Annotated in this window: 18 protein-coding genes and 1 pseudogene; 15 read left to right on the top strand and 4 right to left on the bottom strand. The window is 61.9% G+C overall.

The window, feature by feature from the left end:
• Nucleotides 1-20: 20 nt before the first annotated feature.
• The 3 genes and pseudogenes from NKH02_RS07980 (at nt 21) to NKH02_RS07975 (ending at nt 1,468) form a co-directional block, all read left to right on the top strand.
• Nucleotides 21-542, top strand: a complete 522-nt coding sequence (locus tag NKH02_RS07980) for a single-stranded DNA-binding protein (RefSeq protein ID WP_352877735.1) — start codon at nt 21-23, stop codon at nt 540-542.
• A 43-nt stretch (nt 543-585) separates the two neighbouring features.
• Nucleotides 586-732, top strand: a pseudogene (locus tag NKH02_RS34535) (DUF2306 domain-containing protein); the annotation flags it as partial.
• 310 nt (nt 733-1,042) lie between these two features.
• Nucleotides 1,043-1,468 carry an OsmC family protein gene (locus NKH02_RS07975; RefSeq protein ID WP_352877732.1) on the top strand — a complete coding sequence of 142 codons (426 nt, stop codon included), beginning with the start codon at nt 1,043-1,045 and terminating at the stop codon, nt 1,466-1,468.
• A 24-nt stretch (nt 1,469-1,492) separates the two neighbouring features.
• Here NKH02_RS07975 and NKH02_RS07970 read toward each other — a convergent pair whose 3' ends face one another.
• Both NKH02_RS07970 and NKH02_RS07965 read right to left on the bottom strand, forming a co-directional pair.
• Entirely contained in the window at nt 1,493-2,122 is a 630-nt protein-coding gene (locus tag NKH02_RS07970) for a MarC family protein (RefSeq protein ID WP_352877729.1), read from the bottom strand.
• 147 nt (nt 2,123-2,269) lie between these two features.
• Nucleotides 2,270-2,803 (bottom strand): hypothetical protein, encoded by a 534-nt coding sequence (locus NKH02_RS07965; protein ID WP_352877727.1) that lies wholly within the window; start codon nt 2,801-2,803, stop codon nt 2,270-2,272.
• Nucleotides 2,804-2,888: 85 nt separating this feature from the next.
• Between NKH02_RS07965 and NKH02_RS07960 the strand changes: the two genes are divergently transcribed.
• Together NKH02_RS07960 and gyrA are read left to right on the top strand one after the other, a co-directional pair.
• Complete coding sequence (locus NKH02_RS07960) at nt 2,889-3,731, top strand: helix-turn-helix transcriptional regulator (RefSeq protein ID WP_352877725.1); 843 nt, start codon at nt 2,889-2,891, stop codon at nt 3,729-3,731.
• A 254-nt stretch (nt 3,732-3,985) separates the two neighbouring features.
• Nucleotides 3,986-6,790: a DNA gyrase subunit A gene (gyrA, locus tag NKH02_RS07955; protein WP_352877723.1), complete on the top strand. Its 2,805-nt coding sequence runs from the start codon at nt 3,986-3,988 to the stop codon at nt 6,788-6,790.
• A 68-nt stretch (nt 6,791-6,858) separates the two neighbouring features.
• On the opposite strand, the gene NKH02_RS07950 is transcribed toward gyrA, so the two are convergent.
• Nucleotides 6,859-7,011, bottom strand: coding sequence for a hypothetical protein (locus NKH02_RS07950; protein WP_352877721.1), 153 nt, complete (start codon nt 7,009-7,011; stop codon nt 6,859-6,861).
• A gap of 298 nt (nt 7,012-7,309) precedes the next feature.
• On the opposite strand from NKH02_RS07950, the gene coaD reads away from it, so the two are divergent.
• The 8 genes from coaD (at nt 7,310) to NKH02_RS07910 (ending at nt 12,697) form a co-directional block, all read left to right on the top strand.
• Nucleotides 7,310-7,810, top strand: a complete 501-nt coding sequence (gene coaD / locus NKH02_RS07945; RefSeq protein ID WP_352871745.1) for a pantetheine-phosphate adenylyltransferase — start codon at nt 7,310-7,312, stop codon at nt 7,808-7,810.
• Between the two features lie 109 nt (nt 7,811-7,919).
• Nucleotides 7,920-8,414, top strand: a complete 495-nt coding sequence (locus NKH02_RS07940; protein ID WP_352969084.1) for a peptidylprolyl isomerase — start codon at nt 7,920-7,922, stop codon at nt 8,412-8,414.
• Nucleotides 8,415-8,454: 40 nt separating this feature from the next.
• Nucleotides 8,455-8,967: a peptidylprolyl isomerase gene (locus tag NKH02_RS07935; RefSeq protein ID WP_109669164.1), complete on the top strand. Its 513-nt coding sequence runs from the start codon at nt 8,455-8,457 to the stop codon at nt 8,965-8,967.
• 12 nt (nt 8,968-8,979) lie between these two features.
• Nucleotides 8,980-9,429: a DMT family transporter gene (locus tag NKH02_RS07930; protein WP_352871748.1), complete on the top strand. Its 450-nt coding sequence runs from the start codon at nt 8,980-8,982 to the stop codon at nt 9,427-9,429.
• Nucleotides 9,429-10,514 (top strand): tRNA preQ1(34) S-adenosylmethionine ribosyltransferase-isomerase QueA, encoded by a 1,086-nt coding sequence (queA, locus tag NKH02_RS07925; RefSeq protein ID WP_352877719.1) that lies wholly within the window; start codon nt 9,429-9,431, stop codon nt 10,512-10,514. Before NKH02_RS07930 ends, queA begins: the two co-directional genes overlap by 1 nt.
• Nucleotides 10,507-10,776 carry a hypothetical protein gene (locus tag NKH02_RS07920; RefSeq protein WP_352877716.1) on the top strand — a complete coding sequence of 90 codons (270 nt, stop codon included), beginning with the start codon at nt 10,507-10,509 and terminating at the stop codon, nt 10,774-10,776. The genes queA and NKH02_RS07920 overlap by 8 nt, the downstream gene beginning before the upstream one ends.
• The gene (gene tgt / locus NKH02_RS07915; RefSeq protein ID WP_352877713.1) at nt 10,769-11,899 is read left to right on the top strand and encodes a tRNA guanosine(34) transglycosylase Tgt; all 1,131 of its coding nucleotides are present in this window, start codon (nt 10,769-10,771) and stop codon (nt 11,897-11,899) included. Before NKH02_RS07920 ends, tgt begins: the two co-directional genes overlap by 8 nt.
• Before the next feature lie 72 nt (nt 11,900-11,971).
• Nucleotides 11,972-12,697, top strand: a complete 726-nt coding sequence (locus NKH02_RS07910) for an SDR family NAD(P)-dependent oxidoreductase (RefSeq protein WP_352877710.1) — start codon at nt 11,972-11,974, stop codon at nt 12,695-12,697.
• Nucleotides 12,698-12,708: 11 nt separating this feature from the next.
• Here the strand turns inward: NKH02_RS07910 and NKH02_RS07905 are convergent, their stop codons facing one another.
• Nucleotides 12,709-13,128 (bottom strand): DUF4864 domain-containing protein, encoded by a 420-nt coding sequence (locus NKH02_RS07905; RefSeq protein ID WP_352877708.1) that lies wholly within the window; start codon nt 13,126-13,128, stop codon nt 12,709-12,711.
• Nucleotides 13,129-13,439: 311 nt separating this feature from the next.
• Between NKH02_RS07905 and NKH02_RS07900 the strand changes: the two genes are divergently transcribed.
• Together NKH02_RS07900 and NKH02_RS07895 are read left to right on the top strand one after the other, a co-directional pair.
• On the top strand, nt 13,440-13,676 hold the full coding sequence (locus NKH02_RS07900) for an Lrp/AsnC family transcriptional regulator (protein WP_010909609.1): 237 nt from the start codon (nt 13,440-13,442) through the stop codon (nt 13,674-13,676).
• A gap of 170 nt (nt 13,677-13,846) precedes the next feature.
• Entirely contained in the window at nt 13,847-15,259 is a 1,413-nt protein-coding gene (locus NKH02_RS07895; RefSeq protein WP_352877705.1) for a circularly permuted type 2 ATP-grasp protein, read from the top strand.
• Nucleotides 15,260-15,354: the final 95 nt, after the last annotated feature.

The following is a 15,354-nucleotide window of genomic DNA, read 5'->3' as shown; positions in this document are numbered from 1 at the left end:
TGGATGAGCGGAGAAATATCATGGCGGGTAGCGTCAACAAGGTCATTCTGGTCGGTAATCTCGGTGCGGACCCTGAAATCCGCCGCCTGAACTCGGGCGAGCCGGTCGTCAACATCCGCATCGCGACGTCGGAAAGCTGGCGCGACAAGAATTCCGGCGAGCGCAAGGAAAAAACCGAGTGGCACAACGTCGTCATCTTCAATGAGGGCATCGCCAAGGTGGCGGAGCAGTATCTGAAGAAGGGCATGAAGGTCTATGTCGAGGGCCAGCTGCAGACGCGCAAATGGCAGGACCAGACCGGCGCCGACAAGTACACGACGGAAGTCGTGCTGCAGAAATTCCGGGGCGAGCTGCAGATGCTCGACGCACGCGGACAGGGTGAGGGCGGCCAGATCGGAGGCAATGCCGGTGGCAGCAGCCGTGGTTCCGATTTCGGCCAGTCCAGCCCGAGCGAAGGCTTCAATCGCGGCGGCGGCGGTGGTGCCAAGAGTGGCGGCGGTGGCGGTTCGTCGCGCGAACTGGACGACGAAATCCCGTTCTGAGGACAATCGATCGTATTGAGGGGCAGTCACCGGAGAGGGGACAATGTCGCAGGACCCGCTGCTTGCCGCACCCTCTCCTATACCCTGGCATGCCTTTGCGGCCTTCGCCGCACTGGCGATAGGGCCAACGCAGTTGGCATTGCCGAAGGGAACGCCGAGCCATCGCATCGCGGGCTATGTGTGGGCCGCGCTGATGCTGGTCATCGCCGACTCGAGTTTCTGGATTCATCAGATCCGGCTCATCGGCCCCTCAGTCCGATCCATTTCCTGTCGATCCTGGTGCTGGTCACCGTGCCGCTGTGGCATGCTCACAATCACTGCATCGCCAGGATCGCAAGGCGATGATCGCGCTGTATGTCTTTGCATTGGCCGGCGCCGGCATCTTCACGCTGTTGCCGGGCAGGGTCGTGCACGACGTCGTCTTTGGCGTCGCGCGAGCCGGGCCGTGATCCTCTTCGGTTTTAGAGGCGGATGACCGCAAAATTGGAAGGAAATGTCAGGTGAAAGCACGCGTAAAGTGGGTCGAGGAGCGCACCTTCGTCGGTGAGTCCGGCAGTGGCCACAAGGTCGTGTTCGGAACCGCGCCCGGACCGGAAGGCAAGACGCCGGGCCCGAGCCCGATGGAACTGGTGCTGATCGGGACCGGCGGCTGTTCGGCCTATGATGTCGTCCATATTCTAGAAAAGGGCCGCGAAGCGGTCGAGGATTGCGTGGTCGAACTCGACGCCGACCGGGCGGAAACCGAGCCAAAAGTGTTCACGCGCATCCACATGCATTTCGTGGTCAAGGGCCGGGCGCTGTCCAGCGACAAGGTCAAGCGGGCAATCGACCTTTCGATCGAAAAATATTGCTCGGCTTCGGCGATGCTGGCCAAGACCGCTGCGATCACTCACGACTTCGAAGTGATCGATGCGGCCGTGAATTAGGCGGAAGGCAGTAGGCACTGCCGTTCACCCCGCCATCAGCGCCTTGATGCCGTCGGCGACGAACTGCACGGCCAGTGCCGCCAGGATAACGCCGAGCAGCCGGGTCAGGATCGAGCGCCCGGTCTGGCCGAGGATGCGGTCGATGCGTTCCGACAGCACGAACACCAGATAGGTGATGGCGAGGCAGGCGAAGATGATGCCGACCAGGGCCGCCTGCGCGGCAAATCCCTGAAAGGAACCGGAGAGCAGCACCGTCGCCGAAATCGCGCCGGGCCCGGCGATCAGCGGGATCGCCAGCGGGAAGGCAGCGATGTTGTGGATCATGTCCTTGGTGATGGCGACGTCGCCGATCTTCTCCTTGCGGTCCTGCCGGCGCTCGAACACCATTTCGAAGGCGATGAAGAACAGCAGGAAGCCACCGGCGACGCGGAAGGCCGGCAATGTGATGCCGAACACCGACAGGATCGAGGCGCCGGCAACCGCAAACAGCGCCATCACCAGGAAGCCGATGATCGAGGCGCGGACGGACACCTGCTGGCGCTCGTCGCGGTTCATGCCTCGTGTCACGGCGAGGAACAGCGGCGCCAGCCCGGGCGGATCGATGGTCACGAGAATGGTGACGAAGGCGTTGAACAGGCTGTCGAAGCTCGGCATCTCTGACCCCTCCCGCCGGGCAGGGCCCGTACCATGGCATTGGTAGAGCAAAGCCCGGTCGGTGGGAACAGTTTCGGGCATTCAACTTTTGAAAGCATGAGCGCGAAGGTTCGCGAGGCTTTCATTTCGAGCGGCTGCATTCCTCGATCATCGAACCGCCCGCTGTGCCAGGAACTCGACTTCCAGCCGCCATGTCGCGCCATTATCGTGCGAACGCTCGCCGAGCCAGCGGAAGGAATTTTCGGTGATGCGCGAAAAACTCCAGCGCACCGAGGACCCGGTGCCATCGGCGCCGACTTGCACGATCGTGTCGCCCTCGGCGCGGCCGAGCTGGCGGCTGAAATACTGGTTGCGCGGATCGCTCCAGAAGATGTGCCAGGCATCCGCGCCGGGATCATAGACACGCAGTGTCGTGCCGTAGAAGGTCCAGGTGCCGAGCGAGGGCGAGGGGCCGGCATCACGCGCGGGCAGGATCCAGACGTCCTGGATCGCCCGGCCCTCCAGCACCCAGCCGAAATGCACCTCGCCACGCCCGGTCAGCACCGTGCCGTCCTCGAGATGGCGCGAGGCATCGAACATCCAGGCGCCGACGAATCGGCCGTAAAGGTTCAGTTTTTCGGCAAGCCCTTCTGCTGGTCCGGAACTGTGCAAGGCTTCGGCAAACGAGGATTGGTCGAACATGATTCAGCTCTCTTCTTGTCAGGAGACCGAGAAGGGTAGGCGGTGACAGGGTTCTGGGCTTGGGAAAAATTGCTATATTTCGGCCATGACAGCGACAATGCATACGCTTGCATCCGGCCCCGGCTGGCACGTGACGGATGTGATCTGCACGGCCGGCGCCGGCGACCGGCCGTTCGAGGAAGCACATCAGGATTTCTGCGTCGCCGCCGTCACCAACGGCACGTTCCGCTACCGCGCGCAACAAGGCACGGCGATGCTGGCGCCCGGCGCCCTCCTGCTCGGCAATCCCGGCACATGTTACGAATGCGGGCATGAACATGGCAGCGGCGACCGTTGCCTGTCGTTTCATTTCGGGCCGTCCTACATGGAAAGGATCGTGGCTGGCGTGCCGGGCGCCAGGAAGCTGGCCTTTGAGGTGCCACGCCTGCCACCTTTGCCGGCCTTGGCGTCCTTGCTCGCCGAGGCGGAAACCGCTCGCGAGACGGCCGACATCGACGCCTTCGAGGAACTCGGGCTGCGCATTGCGGGTGCCGCCGTGGCAACGGTCTCCAGCCCGACGCATGTCAGGCGCGCGCCGAGCCGTCGCGACCAGAAGCGGGTTGCCGAGGCCGTGCGGCGGATAGAGCTGGATGCCGACGGGCCAGTCCCGCTTTCAGCTCTTGCGGATGAAACTGCGACCAGTCCGTATCATTTCCTGCGCATCTTCCGGCAGGTCGCGGGCATGACCCCCTATCAATTCCTGCTCAAGACGCGGCTGCACAGGGCAGCGGTGCGACTGCACATGTCGGATGAGGCGGTCTCGGCGATCGCCTTCGAGGCCGGCTTCAACGATCTGTCGACATTCAACCGCCGGTTTCGGCGTATCATGGGCGAAACGCCGGGCCAATATCGCGCCCGCCGTGGCGCGATGGGCGTTCGCGTCGCGTGAATCGGTTCAGGTGCTCGCAAGGGCGGCAACAGGGTCCGATCCATCGCACTCGCGGCTTTCGTTCAGGGAAAAACGTCCATTACGGGCTTTTGCGTCGAAGGCGGCGAAACCGCCTTGGCCATATCGTCGCAATCAGTGGTATCCTTTTGAAATTACCATCAAAAATGACACTGGAAAAGTGCCTGGCATGTTGGAGTTTCAGCCTTGCTTCCTATATAAGCACCGAGTGATTCCTGATTAGATTGTGATCCGATTTGACCGACCAGAAAACACCGCGCGGCGCCGACGGCGGCCCCACCGGCATCGAGCCGATATCCATCGTCGAAGAGATGCAGCGCTCCTATCTTGATTACGCCATGAGCGTGATCGTCAGCCGTGCGCTGCCCGACGTGCGCGACGGCCTGAAGCCGGTGCATCGCCGCATTCTCTTCGCCGCCCATGAGAGCGGCTACCACTGGAACCGCAAATATGTGAAATCGGCGCGTCCGGTCGCCGACGTGATGGGTAAATACCATCCGCATGGCGACGCTTCCATCTATGACGCCTTGGTGCGCATGGCGCAGGACTGGTCGCTGCGCGTGCCGCTGATCGACGGACAGGGCAATTTCGGCTCCATCGACGGCGATCCGCCGGCGGCGATGCGCTACACGGAAGCGCGGCTGACCAAGGTCGCGCACGAGCTCTTGGAGGATATCGACAAGGATACCGTCGATTTCCAAGACACTTATGATGCGTCGGGCAGTGAACCCAAGGTTTTGCCGGCACGGTTCCCCAACCTTCTGGTCAATGGCTCGGGCGGCATCGCCGTTGGCATGGCGACCAACATCCCGCCGCACAATCTCAGCGAAATCTGCAACGGCGCGATCGCCCTCATCGACAATCCGGCGATCGACCTGCCTGCGCTGATGGAGATCATTCCGGGACCGGATTTCCCGACCGGCGGCATCGTGCTTGGCCGTTCCGGCATCTACAGCGCCTACTCGACCGGCCGCGGCTCTATTGTCATGCGCGGCAAGGTCAACATCGAACAGCGCGGCAATGACCGAGAGTCGATCATCATCACCGAAGTTCCCTACCAGGTGAACAAATCGTCGATGATCGAGAAGATGGCCGAGCTGGTGCGCGACAAGCGCATCGAGGGCATTTCCGACATCCGCGACGAGAGCGACCGCCAGGGCTACCGCGTCGTCATCGAGCTGAAGCGCGACGCAGTCGCCGACGTCATCCTCAATCAGCTTTATCGCTTTACACCGCTACAGACCTCTTTCGGCGCCAATATGGTGGCGCTGAACGGCGGCAAGCCGGAGGTGATGAACCTGACCGACATGCTGAAGGCGTTCGTCGCCTTCCGCGAGGAGGTGATCACCCGGCGGACGAAATTCCTGCTGCGCAAGGCGCGCGACCGTGCCCATGTGCTGGTCGGTCTCGCCATAGCCGTCGCCAACATCGACGAGGTCATCAAGCTGATCCGCACCGCGCCGGATCCGCAGACGGCGCGCGAGCAGTTGATGGAGCGGCGCTGGCCATCCGGCGATGTCGAATCGCTGATCCTGTTGATCGACGATCCGCGCCATCGCATCAACGAGGACGGCACCTACAACCTGTCCGAGGAGCAGGCGCGCGCCATCCTCGAACTGCGCCTGCAGCGCCTGACCGCGCTCGGCCGCGACGAAATCGCCGACGAGTTGAACACGATCGGCGCCGAAATCATTGATTATCTGGACATTTTGTCTTCCCGTGCGCGTGTCCAGCAGATCGTCAAGGACGAGCTTGCCGCCGTGCGCGACGAGTTCGGCACGCCGCGCCGCACCGAGCTCTCCGAAGGCGGTTCGGACATGGAAGACGAGGACCTGATCCAGCGCGAGGACATGGTCGTGACGGTGAGCCATTCCGGCTACATCAAGCGCGTGCCGCTGTCGCTCTACCGGGCGCAGCGCCGCGGCGGCAAGGGCCGCTCCGGCATGTCGACCAAGGAAGAGGATTTCGTCACCCGGCTGTTCGTGGCCAACACGCATACGCCGGTGCTGTTCTTCTCCTCGCGCGGCATCGTCTACAAGGAAAAGGTCTGGCGGCTGCCGATCGGCAATCCGCAGTCACGCGGCAAGGCGCTGATCAACATGCTGCCGCTGGAGCAGGGCGAGCGCATCACCACCATCATGCCGCTGCCCGAGGACGAGACCAGCTGGGGCGAGCTCGACGTGATGTTCGCCACCACGCGCGGCACCGTGCGCCGCAACAAGCTGTCCGACTTCGTCCAGGTCAACCGCAACGGCAAGATCGCCATGAAGCTGGAGGAAGAAGGCGACGAGATCCTCGGCGTCGAGACCTGCACCGACAATGACGACGTGCTCCTGACCGCCAGTTCAGGTCAGTGCATCCGCTTCTCGGTCGGCGACGTACGCGTCTTCCAGAGCCGCAATTCTGTCGGCGTGCGCGGCATAACCATGGCCGAGACCGACCGCATCATCTCGATGTCGGTGATCGAGAATGTCGATGCGCCGCCAGCCGAGCGCGCGGCCTATCTCAAGCGGGCGGCGGCCGAACGGCGGCTTGCCGCCGGGATCGCTGCCGGCGAAGAGGAAGAGATCGCGCTGACCAATGAAGAGGTCGGCGAGGAGACGGAGCTTTCCGACGAACGCTACGAATTCCTCAAGGCACATGAGCAGTACGTGCTGACGGTGACCGAATATGGCTACGGCAAGCGCTCGTCGTCCTACGATTTTCGCCTGACCGGGCGCGGCGGCAAGGGCATTCGCGCCACCGACGTGTCGAAGGTGGCCGAGATCGGCCGGCTGGTGGCGACGTTCCCGGTCGGCAATGACGACCAGATCATGCTGGTGTCGGATGGCGGCACTGTCATCCGGGTGCCGGTCAACGGCATCCGTTTCGCCAGCCGCGCCACCAAGGGCGTGACCATCTTCAACACGGCTGAAGGTGAAAAGGTGGTTTCGGTCGAGCGGATCTCGGAACCGCAATCGGACGAAGAAAGCGAAGAGACCGTCGAGGGCGGTGCTGAAGCCGCTCCGGCGGCTGACGCCGGTCCGGAGGGTGCGGAGTAAGCACGGCATCCAGGTTTTGACATGGCAACGCCGGCCATCAGCCGGCGCGGCGGCAGGTTCAGACTGACTTAGTAGTGACTATAGGGCTTGCGGGGGCCGAAGCCTTCGAAGCGCTTGGTGTTGGCCTTGGCGCGAATGCGTTGTGCCTCCCGATGCAGCCCAAATACGGTGGCGATCAGCATGGCGACGGTCATTGCGGTGGCGAGCATGTAGATCAGCATGTGCGTGTTCTCCTGCGCCTAACAACGGATAGATGGGATTTTGGTTTCATCTTATTAAGCTGCAACCTAGTGAACGCTGCGTGAAGGCTTCGTGATTAGCGTGTTCATCTGTCGTTCATGCGCCGGAAAAGGTTCACGGCCGGCACCCCGATCGGATTTGCCTTTGCGAGAGAGGCTCGCTAGAGCCTGTTCCATCTTGATGGACGGAAGATGGAACAGGCTCTAGCTTTCATTTGAGCATGATCTTTTCCAAAAACCGGTTTCCACTTTTTGGGATCATGCATTAGAAGCACCTGCCATGACTGAACGCATCGCCCTCTATGCCGGCTCCTTCGACCCGCTGACCAACGGCCATCTCGACGTGCTGAAGGCGTCGCTGGCCGTGGCCGACATCGTTTATGCGGCGATCGGCATCCACCCAGGCAAACAGCCGCTGTTTTCCTTCGAGGAGCGGGTGCAATTGATCGAGATCGCTACGAAAGCGGAATTCGGGCGTGAAGGTGCCCGCATCAAGGTCGTCGCCTTCGACGGTCTGGTCATCGACGCGGCCAGGAAGCAAGGCGCCTCGATCATGATCCGCGGCCTGCGCGACGGCACCGACCTCGACTACGAGATGCAGATGGCCGGCATGAACGAGACCATGGCGCCTGAACTGCAGACGGTTTTTCTGCCCGCCAGCCCCTCCGTGCGCACCATTACCGCCACACTTGTCCGCCAGATTGCCTCGATGGGAGGCGACATCCGCCCCTTCGTGCCGGCGGCGGTTGCCGGTGCGCTCACCGCCAAATTCGCAAAATAAGTTCTCGGAGAAAACCATGCAGCTGAAAAAGCTCGCCTCGTTCCTCGTCGTGCTTGCCGGTCTTGTGACCGCATCGGTCTCGGCTTTTGCCGCCGAGCCGGAAAACACCATGATCATCACGCTGAAGGACGGCGACGTCACCATTGCGCTGAGGCCCGACCTCGCGCCCAAGCATGTCGCCCAGATCAAGACTCTGGTGCGCCAGGGCGCCTATGACAATGTCGCCTTCCACCGCGTCATCGACGGCTTCATGGCGCAGACCGGCGACGTCAAGTTCGGCAACATGAAGAAGGGTTTCAGCGCCGAGGCCGTCGGCACCGGCGGTTCCGATCTGCCCGACCTGCCGGCCGAATTCTCGCAGACCGAACGCTATAAGCGCGGCGTGGTCGGCATGGCCCGCTCGCAGGACCCCAACTCCGCCAATTCGCAGTTCTTCATCATGTTCGCGCCGGCGCCGCCGCTCGATGGCCAGTACACCATCGTCGGCAATGTCGTCAGCGGCATGGAGTTGGTGGATCACATCAAGAAGGGCGACCAGGCGGACAACGGCACGGTCACCGATCCAGACCGGATGATCAAAGTGCGCATCGCCGCAGACAAGTAAAGTTGTCAAATAACTCTGTTTTCTCAAAAGGATATCTGACATGGCCGAAATCAAGGACCGCGAGAACGCGCTCATCATGGAAACGACCAAGGGCAAGGTGGTCATAGAACTTTTCCCCGACCTGGCGCCCGGCCATGTCGCCCGCATCAAGGAACTGGCCCGCGAAGGCGCCTATGACGGCGTGGTTTTCCACCGCGTCATCGAGGGCTTCATGGCGCAGACCGGTGACGTCAAGTTCGGCAATTCCAGCAAGCCCACATTTGCGCCGTCCCGGGCTGGCATGGGCGGCTCGGAAAAGCCGGACCTGAAGGCCGAATTCTCCAACGCCAACCATGGCCGCGGAACCTGCTCGATGGCCCGTTCGCAGAATCCGAACTCGGCCAATTCACAGTTCTTCATCTGCTTCGACGATGCCGCCTTCCTCAACCGCCAGTACACGGTCTGGGGCCAGGTCATCGAAGGCATGGACAATGTCGACAAGATCAAGCGCGGCGAGCCGGTGCAGGATCCCGACAAGATCGTGTCGCTGAAGGTCGCGGCCGACGTCAAGTAAGGGTAAACGACAATGATGGGCGTCGTCTGGTCGCTTCTCGGCATCCTGTCCGGCGCTTTCATTGCCATTCAGGCACCAATCAATTCGCAATTGGCGCGCGATCTCGGTCTTCCGGTCGCGGCGGCGGCGTTTTCGTTCCTGTCGGGCGCGATCGTGCTGGGCGTCATCTCCGTCGCGGTGGTGAAGCTGCAGGGCATCTCGCTCGACTGGAAAGCGCCGGCGCCCTGGCTGTTCGTCGCGGGCGGAATGCTCGGCGGCTTCTATGTGACGTTGTCGACGATCCTGACGCCGCGCATCGGCGCCGCCGCGCTGATGGCGTTTCTGGTGGCCGGCCAGTTGCTGGCCGGCATGCTCATCGACCGCGTCGGCTTCCTCGGCGTCGCGGTGCGTGAAATCTCGCTCGGCCGCGTTGCCGGCGCGGTGCTGCTGCTGGCCGGAGCGCTGCTCGTCCGGCTCTACTGATGCGCGTCGACCTCTTTGATTTCGATTTGCCGGAGGAGTGCATCGCGCTTCGTCCGGCGGAGCCGCGCGACAGCGCCAAGATGCTGGTGATCAAACCGGGCGAAGGGCTCGACGACCGCAGGGTTGGCGACCTGCCATCCTTGCTCAGGGCCGGTGACGTGCTGGTGTTCAACGACACCAAGGTCATTCCGGCGCAGCTCAAAGGCTTCAGGCGGCGCGGCGAGGCACAGGCTCAGGTCGAGGCCACGCTGCATATGCGCATGGCACCGGACCGCTGGCTGGCCTTCATGCGGCCGGGCAAGCGCATTGCCGCCGGCGATCGCATCCATTTCGGCCATGACGGCAATTCGTGTTTCCTCGGCCAGCTTGACGCAACCGTGATCGAGAAAGGCGAGGGCGGTGAGGCGCTGCTTGGCTTCGACCTGTCAGGGCCTTTCCTCGACGAGGCACTGCACGCGGTCGGCCACATTCCGCTGCCGCCCTATATCGCCTCGAAGCGCGACGACGACGAACGCGACCGGGCCGACTACCAGACCATCTATGCCCGCGAGGAAGGCGCCGTCGCGGCACCGACAGCGGGCCTGCATTTCACGCCGGAGCTTTTTGCAGCGCTTGACGCCAAGGGCATCGAACGCCGCTTCGTCACCTTGCATGTCGGCGCCGGTACGTTCCTGCCAGTGAAGGCGGATGACACCACCGACCACAAGATGCATGCCGAGACCGGTTCGGTCAGCGCGGAAACCGCGGACGCGTTGAACGCGGTGAAGGCGAGGGGCGGACGCATCGTCACCGTCGGCACGACCTCGCTGCGCCTGCTGGAAAGTGCCGCGCGCGAGGACGGCACCCTGGTTGCCTGGTCCGGCCCAACCGACATCTTCATCACGCCCGGCTATCGCTTTCGCACCGCCGACATGCTGATGACCAATTTCCATCTGCCGCGCTCGACGCTGTTCATGCTGGTTTCAGCCTTCAGCGGCCTCGAGACGATGCGCGCGGCCTATGCGCATGCGATCGAGAACCGCTACAGATTCTATTCCTATGGCGACTCAAGCCTGCTTTATCGAGCGGAGACGAGCGATGGATGATGATCTCAAGAACCTGGACCGCGATGCCCTGATCGCGGAGGTGAAAAAACTGCGCGCCGGTATTCGCCAGCATCGCGATGCCACCGGCCACGATCTGTGCTGGCATCACCCCGATCTGTGGGATCTCTTGCCGGAGAAGACCGAACCGGCGATCGCCGTGCCGCCTTGGCCAAAATTCATGCGTGGCTGCATCCACTACCGCCAGTCGCTCGACAAGCAGGCTCCGGACGCCCCGGTCCATGACAAGGAATTCAATGGCTAAGCCGTTCAGCTTCAAGGTTCTGGCGACTGACGGCAAGGCGCGGCACGGCGTGATCGACATGCCGCGCGGTGCAATCCGCACGCCGGCCTTCATGCCGGTCGGCACCGGCGGCACCGTCAAGACCATGTACATGGACCAGGTGCGCGGCGTCGGCGCCGACATCATCCTGGGCAACACCTACCATCTGATGCTGCGGCCCGGCGCCGAGCGCGTGGCGCGGCTCGGCGGCTTGCACGAGTTCGCCCGCTGGCCTTATCCGATCTTGACCGACAGCGGCGGTTTTCAGGTGATGTCGCTGTCGAAGCTGAGAAAGCTGACCGAAAAAGGCGTCACCTTCCGCTCGCATATCGACGGCGCCGCCTATGAGATGTCACCGGAGCGCTCGATCGAGATCCAGGGCTTGCTCGATTCCGACATCCAGATGCAGCTCGACGAATGCACGGCGCTGCCGGCCGGGATGAAGGAGATCGAGCGGGCCATGGAACTGTCGCTGCGCTGGGCCGAGCGCTGCAAGACTGCGTTCGGCGATCAGCTAGGCAAGGCGATGTTCGGTATCGTGCAGGGTGGCGACAACGCGGCACTGCGGGTGCGGTCGGCGCAGGCGTTGAGCGCGCTGGAGCTGAAAGGCTACGCCGTCGGCGGCCTAGCCGTCGGCGAGCCGCAAGCGGTGATGCTCGAGATGCTCGACATCACCTGTCCGGAACTGCCTGATGACAAGCCGCGCTACCTCATGGGCGTCGGCACGCCCGACGATATCCTGAAATCGGTGGCGCGCGGCATCGACATGTTCGATTGCGTGATGCCGACGCGAGCCGGCCGGCATGGCCTTGCCTATACCAGGCGCGGCAAGGTCAATCTGCGCAACGCCCGCCATGCCGACGATCCGCGCCCGCTCGACGAGGAAAGCGACTGCCCGGCCGCGCGGGACTATTCACGCGCCTATCTGCACCATCTCGTGCGCTCGCAGGAGGCGCTCGGCGCCATGCTTCTGACCTGGAACAATCTATCGTATTATCAAAGGCTTATGCAGGACATCCGTGCCGCTATTGGGGCCGGCTCCTTCGAGACGCGCGGCGCGGAAATGACCGAGGGCTGGGCGAGGGGCGATATTCCGGCCCTTTGAATGAGCCAGCGTCTGCGTGATAATCATTGACTGGTCGATTGTCCGGACGCAGAGTCCCGTCGGGGTTAAGCCATGACCGTGACGTACGACTTTGGCGGCAAGACCGCGATCGTGACCGGCGGCTCAAGGGGTATCGGCAAAGCCGTTGCTGCGCAGTTGATACAGTCCGGTGCCGATGTCTGGATATGGGATGCAGATCCCTTGCCTCTCGATGGCGCCCATTGCCAGACTGTCGATGTGACCAAGGCACACCAGATAAAGGACGCATTGGCCGGGGCCACAGCCGATGACGGGCGGATCGATATCCTCATCAACAATGCAGGCTACCTTGGCAGCTATCGTGGATTCGAGGCCTTCGATCCGATCGAATGGCAACGGATCATCGGCGTCAACCTGATGGGTGTTTTCGAAGTCACGCATCAGGTTCTGCCGATCATGCGCAAGGCCGGGAGTGGTCGTATCGTCAATATGGGTTCGCTGGCGGGCAAGGAAGGACTGCCGAACCTCGCAGCCTATTCTGCGGCAAGTGCGGGTGTCATTGCTTTCACGAAAGCATTGTCGCGGGAGGTCAGCGACACCGACATCCGCGTCAATTGCGTCGCGCCGGGGCCGATCGATACCGAGCTCATCAGGCGCCTTGGCAACGAGGTCGTGAACGACATGATCAACGCCAGTCCGCTCAGGCGCCTCGGTTCTGTGGATGAAGTCGCGGCATTGGTGCTTTGGCTATGCTCCGATGCCAGCACGTTCAACACTGGAGCGGTGTTCGATATGTCGGGCGGCAGGGCGCGCTATTGAGCGTTTTCTACTCAGGTGCTGAACGAATTCGACGCGCGCAGGCTGCAGCCTGTGATCTGGAACGTACCGTCGGGCTGTTGCTGCAACGTGTAAACAGCTTCGTAGTCCTTGCCGTCGGGCCCGACGATCAGCACCTGCTGGACGATCGAACCCGGAGCCGTCTCCTCGACCTTGCCGAAGGAATAGGTCTGCGGCTTGCGCACCGGCGGATAACCGTTGGTCACCATGTTCATGAAGGCCTCGACGGTCGGGAAAATCCGTTTCACATTCGGGGCGGCGAAGCTGTAGGCGGTGGCGCCGTCATTGGCGATGAGGGCCTTTAACTGACCGTCGATGACAGACTGCCCTGCCTTGATTTCGGCGTCGCCGGCGAACGCCGACGAGACCAGGATGAATGGACCGAACGCGAATGCGAGAAACATGCGGCGCATGGCCTGTCTCCGTTGCCCTCGAAAAGCTGCCTCTCCAGAAAAGCCGTTTCAGGAGATATCCTAACATACGTGCGACGGTGCTTCACGGTTTCAGCGATGAGGAATATTCATCGCCCGCTCAAACGGTGCTCAAGCCTCTTTCAACGGTGAGCGCCCGTTGGTGCTCCGTGGCAAGCTCTTCCACCGCTGCATGCCAATGATGCGGCGTAGATCGAGGCCGTGCCGGCTGAGTACAAATTCCAGCGCTTGAAAGCCCGCGTCCAGTCTGCCAGAAGGGCCGCTTGGACTTGGACGTTTAGCGGGACGAAGCCATGAAGGCGTTTTTCGTGCAGATCAAATGCGAGCTCGGCAAATCCTATGAGGTTGCCAGCGCGCTTGCCGATGCCGAGATCGCCTCGGAAATCTACTCCACCGCCGGCAACTACGATCTGCTCGCCAAATTCTATGTCGACGACGAGGAAGATGTCGGCCATTTCGTCAACGAGAAGGTGCAGATTCTCCCCGGCATCAAGGACACGTTCACAGTGGTCACGTTCCGCGCTTTCTAGCTGGAAACCCGCTTGCCCGGACACGAGGCAAAGCCTGATTACTGTTATATTTCGGCTGCCTCAATTTTAGGCAGGCGCAACATACTGATCGCCCGTATCTCGCAAATCACCGATTGCGCTTGATTTTCTCCGGCGACGCCAGTGAAATGGCGTCACAGGGGAGTATGCGATTGGCAGCGTTCGATGAAATGCTTCCGGAAGTCTCCGGATTGAGAAGACCGTATTCGGCTTATGATTGCTGGCTGAAAGAGCAGGATCCGGCCAGGCTTACCGAGAAAATGCAGGACGCCGAACGCGTCTTCCGCAAGACCGGCATCACTTTCGCCGTTTATGGCGAACAGGAAGCCTCCGAGCGGCTGATCCCGTTCGATATCGTTCCCCGCATCATTTCGGGCAATGAGTGGCGGCGTCTCACGCAAGGCATCGAGCAGCGCGTGCAGGCGCTGAACGCCTTCCTTGACGACATCTACCATCGCCAGGAAATCCTGCGCGCCGGGCGCGTTCCAAGGGAATTGATCGCCAAAAACGAGGCATTCCTGCCGGAAATGATCGGGGTCAGGCCGCCGGCCGGCGTCTACACCCACATTATCGGCGTCGACATCGTCCGCATCTCAGAGGACGAATTCTACGTGCTGGAGGACAATGCGCGCACGCCGTCAGGCGTCTCCTACATGCTGGAGAACCGCGAGACGATGATGCAGCTGTTCCCCGAGCTGTTCCAGAAGATCAAGGTGCGGCCGGTGGAAAACTACCCGCAGCTTCTGCGCCAGTCGCTGGCGGCAGTGCGGCCGCAGAACACCAAGGGCGCGCCGACGATTGCGGTGTTGACGCCAGGCAGCTTCAACTCCGCCTATTTCGAACACGCCTTCCTGGCCGACCAGATGGGCGTGCAACTGGTCGAAGGCCAGGATCTGCGGGTCGTCGACGGCCATGTCGCGATGCGCACGACCGAAGGCTACAAGCAGATCGATGTGCTGTACCGCCGCGTCGACGATTCGTTCCTCGACCCGCTGACCTTCCGCCCTGACTCTACACTTGGCATACCCGGCATCATGGATGTCTACCGTGCCGGCAACATCACCATCGCCAATGCGCCGGGCACCGGTATCGCCGACGACAAGGCGATCTATTCCTACATGCCCGAGATCATCGAGTTCTACACCGGCCGCAAGGCAATCCTCGGCAACATCCCGACCTGGCGCTGCTCGGAGCCCGACAGCCTGAAATATGTGCTCGAGCACATCGACGAGCTGGTGATCAAGGAAGTGCATGGTTCCGGCGGCTACGGCATGCTGGTCGGGCCGGCGGCGACCAAGAAGGAGTGCGAGACCTTCGCCAAGAAATTGGCGGCCAAACCCTCGAATTATATCGCCCAGCCGACGTTGGCGCTGTCGACATGTCCGATCCTGACGGAAAAGGGGCTGGCGCCGCGCCATGTCGATCTCAGGCCCTATGTGCTGGTCTCCGACCGCATCCAGATCGTCCCCGGCGGGCTGACCCGCGTCGCGCTGAAGGAAGGCTCGCTGGTCGTCAATTCCTCGCAAGGCGGCGGGACGAAGGATACGTGGGTGCTGGATGATTAGTGCAGTGAATAGTGAATAGTGAATAGTGAATAGTGAATAGTGAATGGTAGAATGGTCAATGGTCAGATGCCTGGATGCAAGGGGACGGCGTATAT

The organism is Mesorhizobium sp. M1396 (assembly GCF_040317725.1).
In the GTDB taxonomy this organism is placed as follows: Bacteria; Pseudomonadota; Alphaproteobacteria; order Rhizobiales; family Rhizobiaceae; genus Mesorhizobium.
The sequence above is the reverse complement of the archived record's forward strand: the minus strand, read 5'-3'. Positions and strand labels throughout refer to the sequence as shown.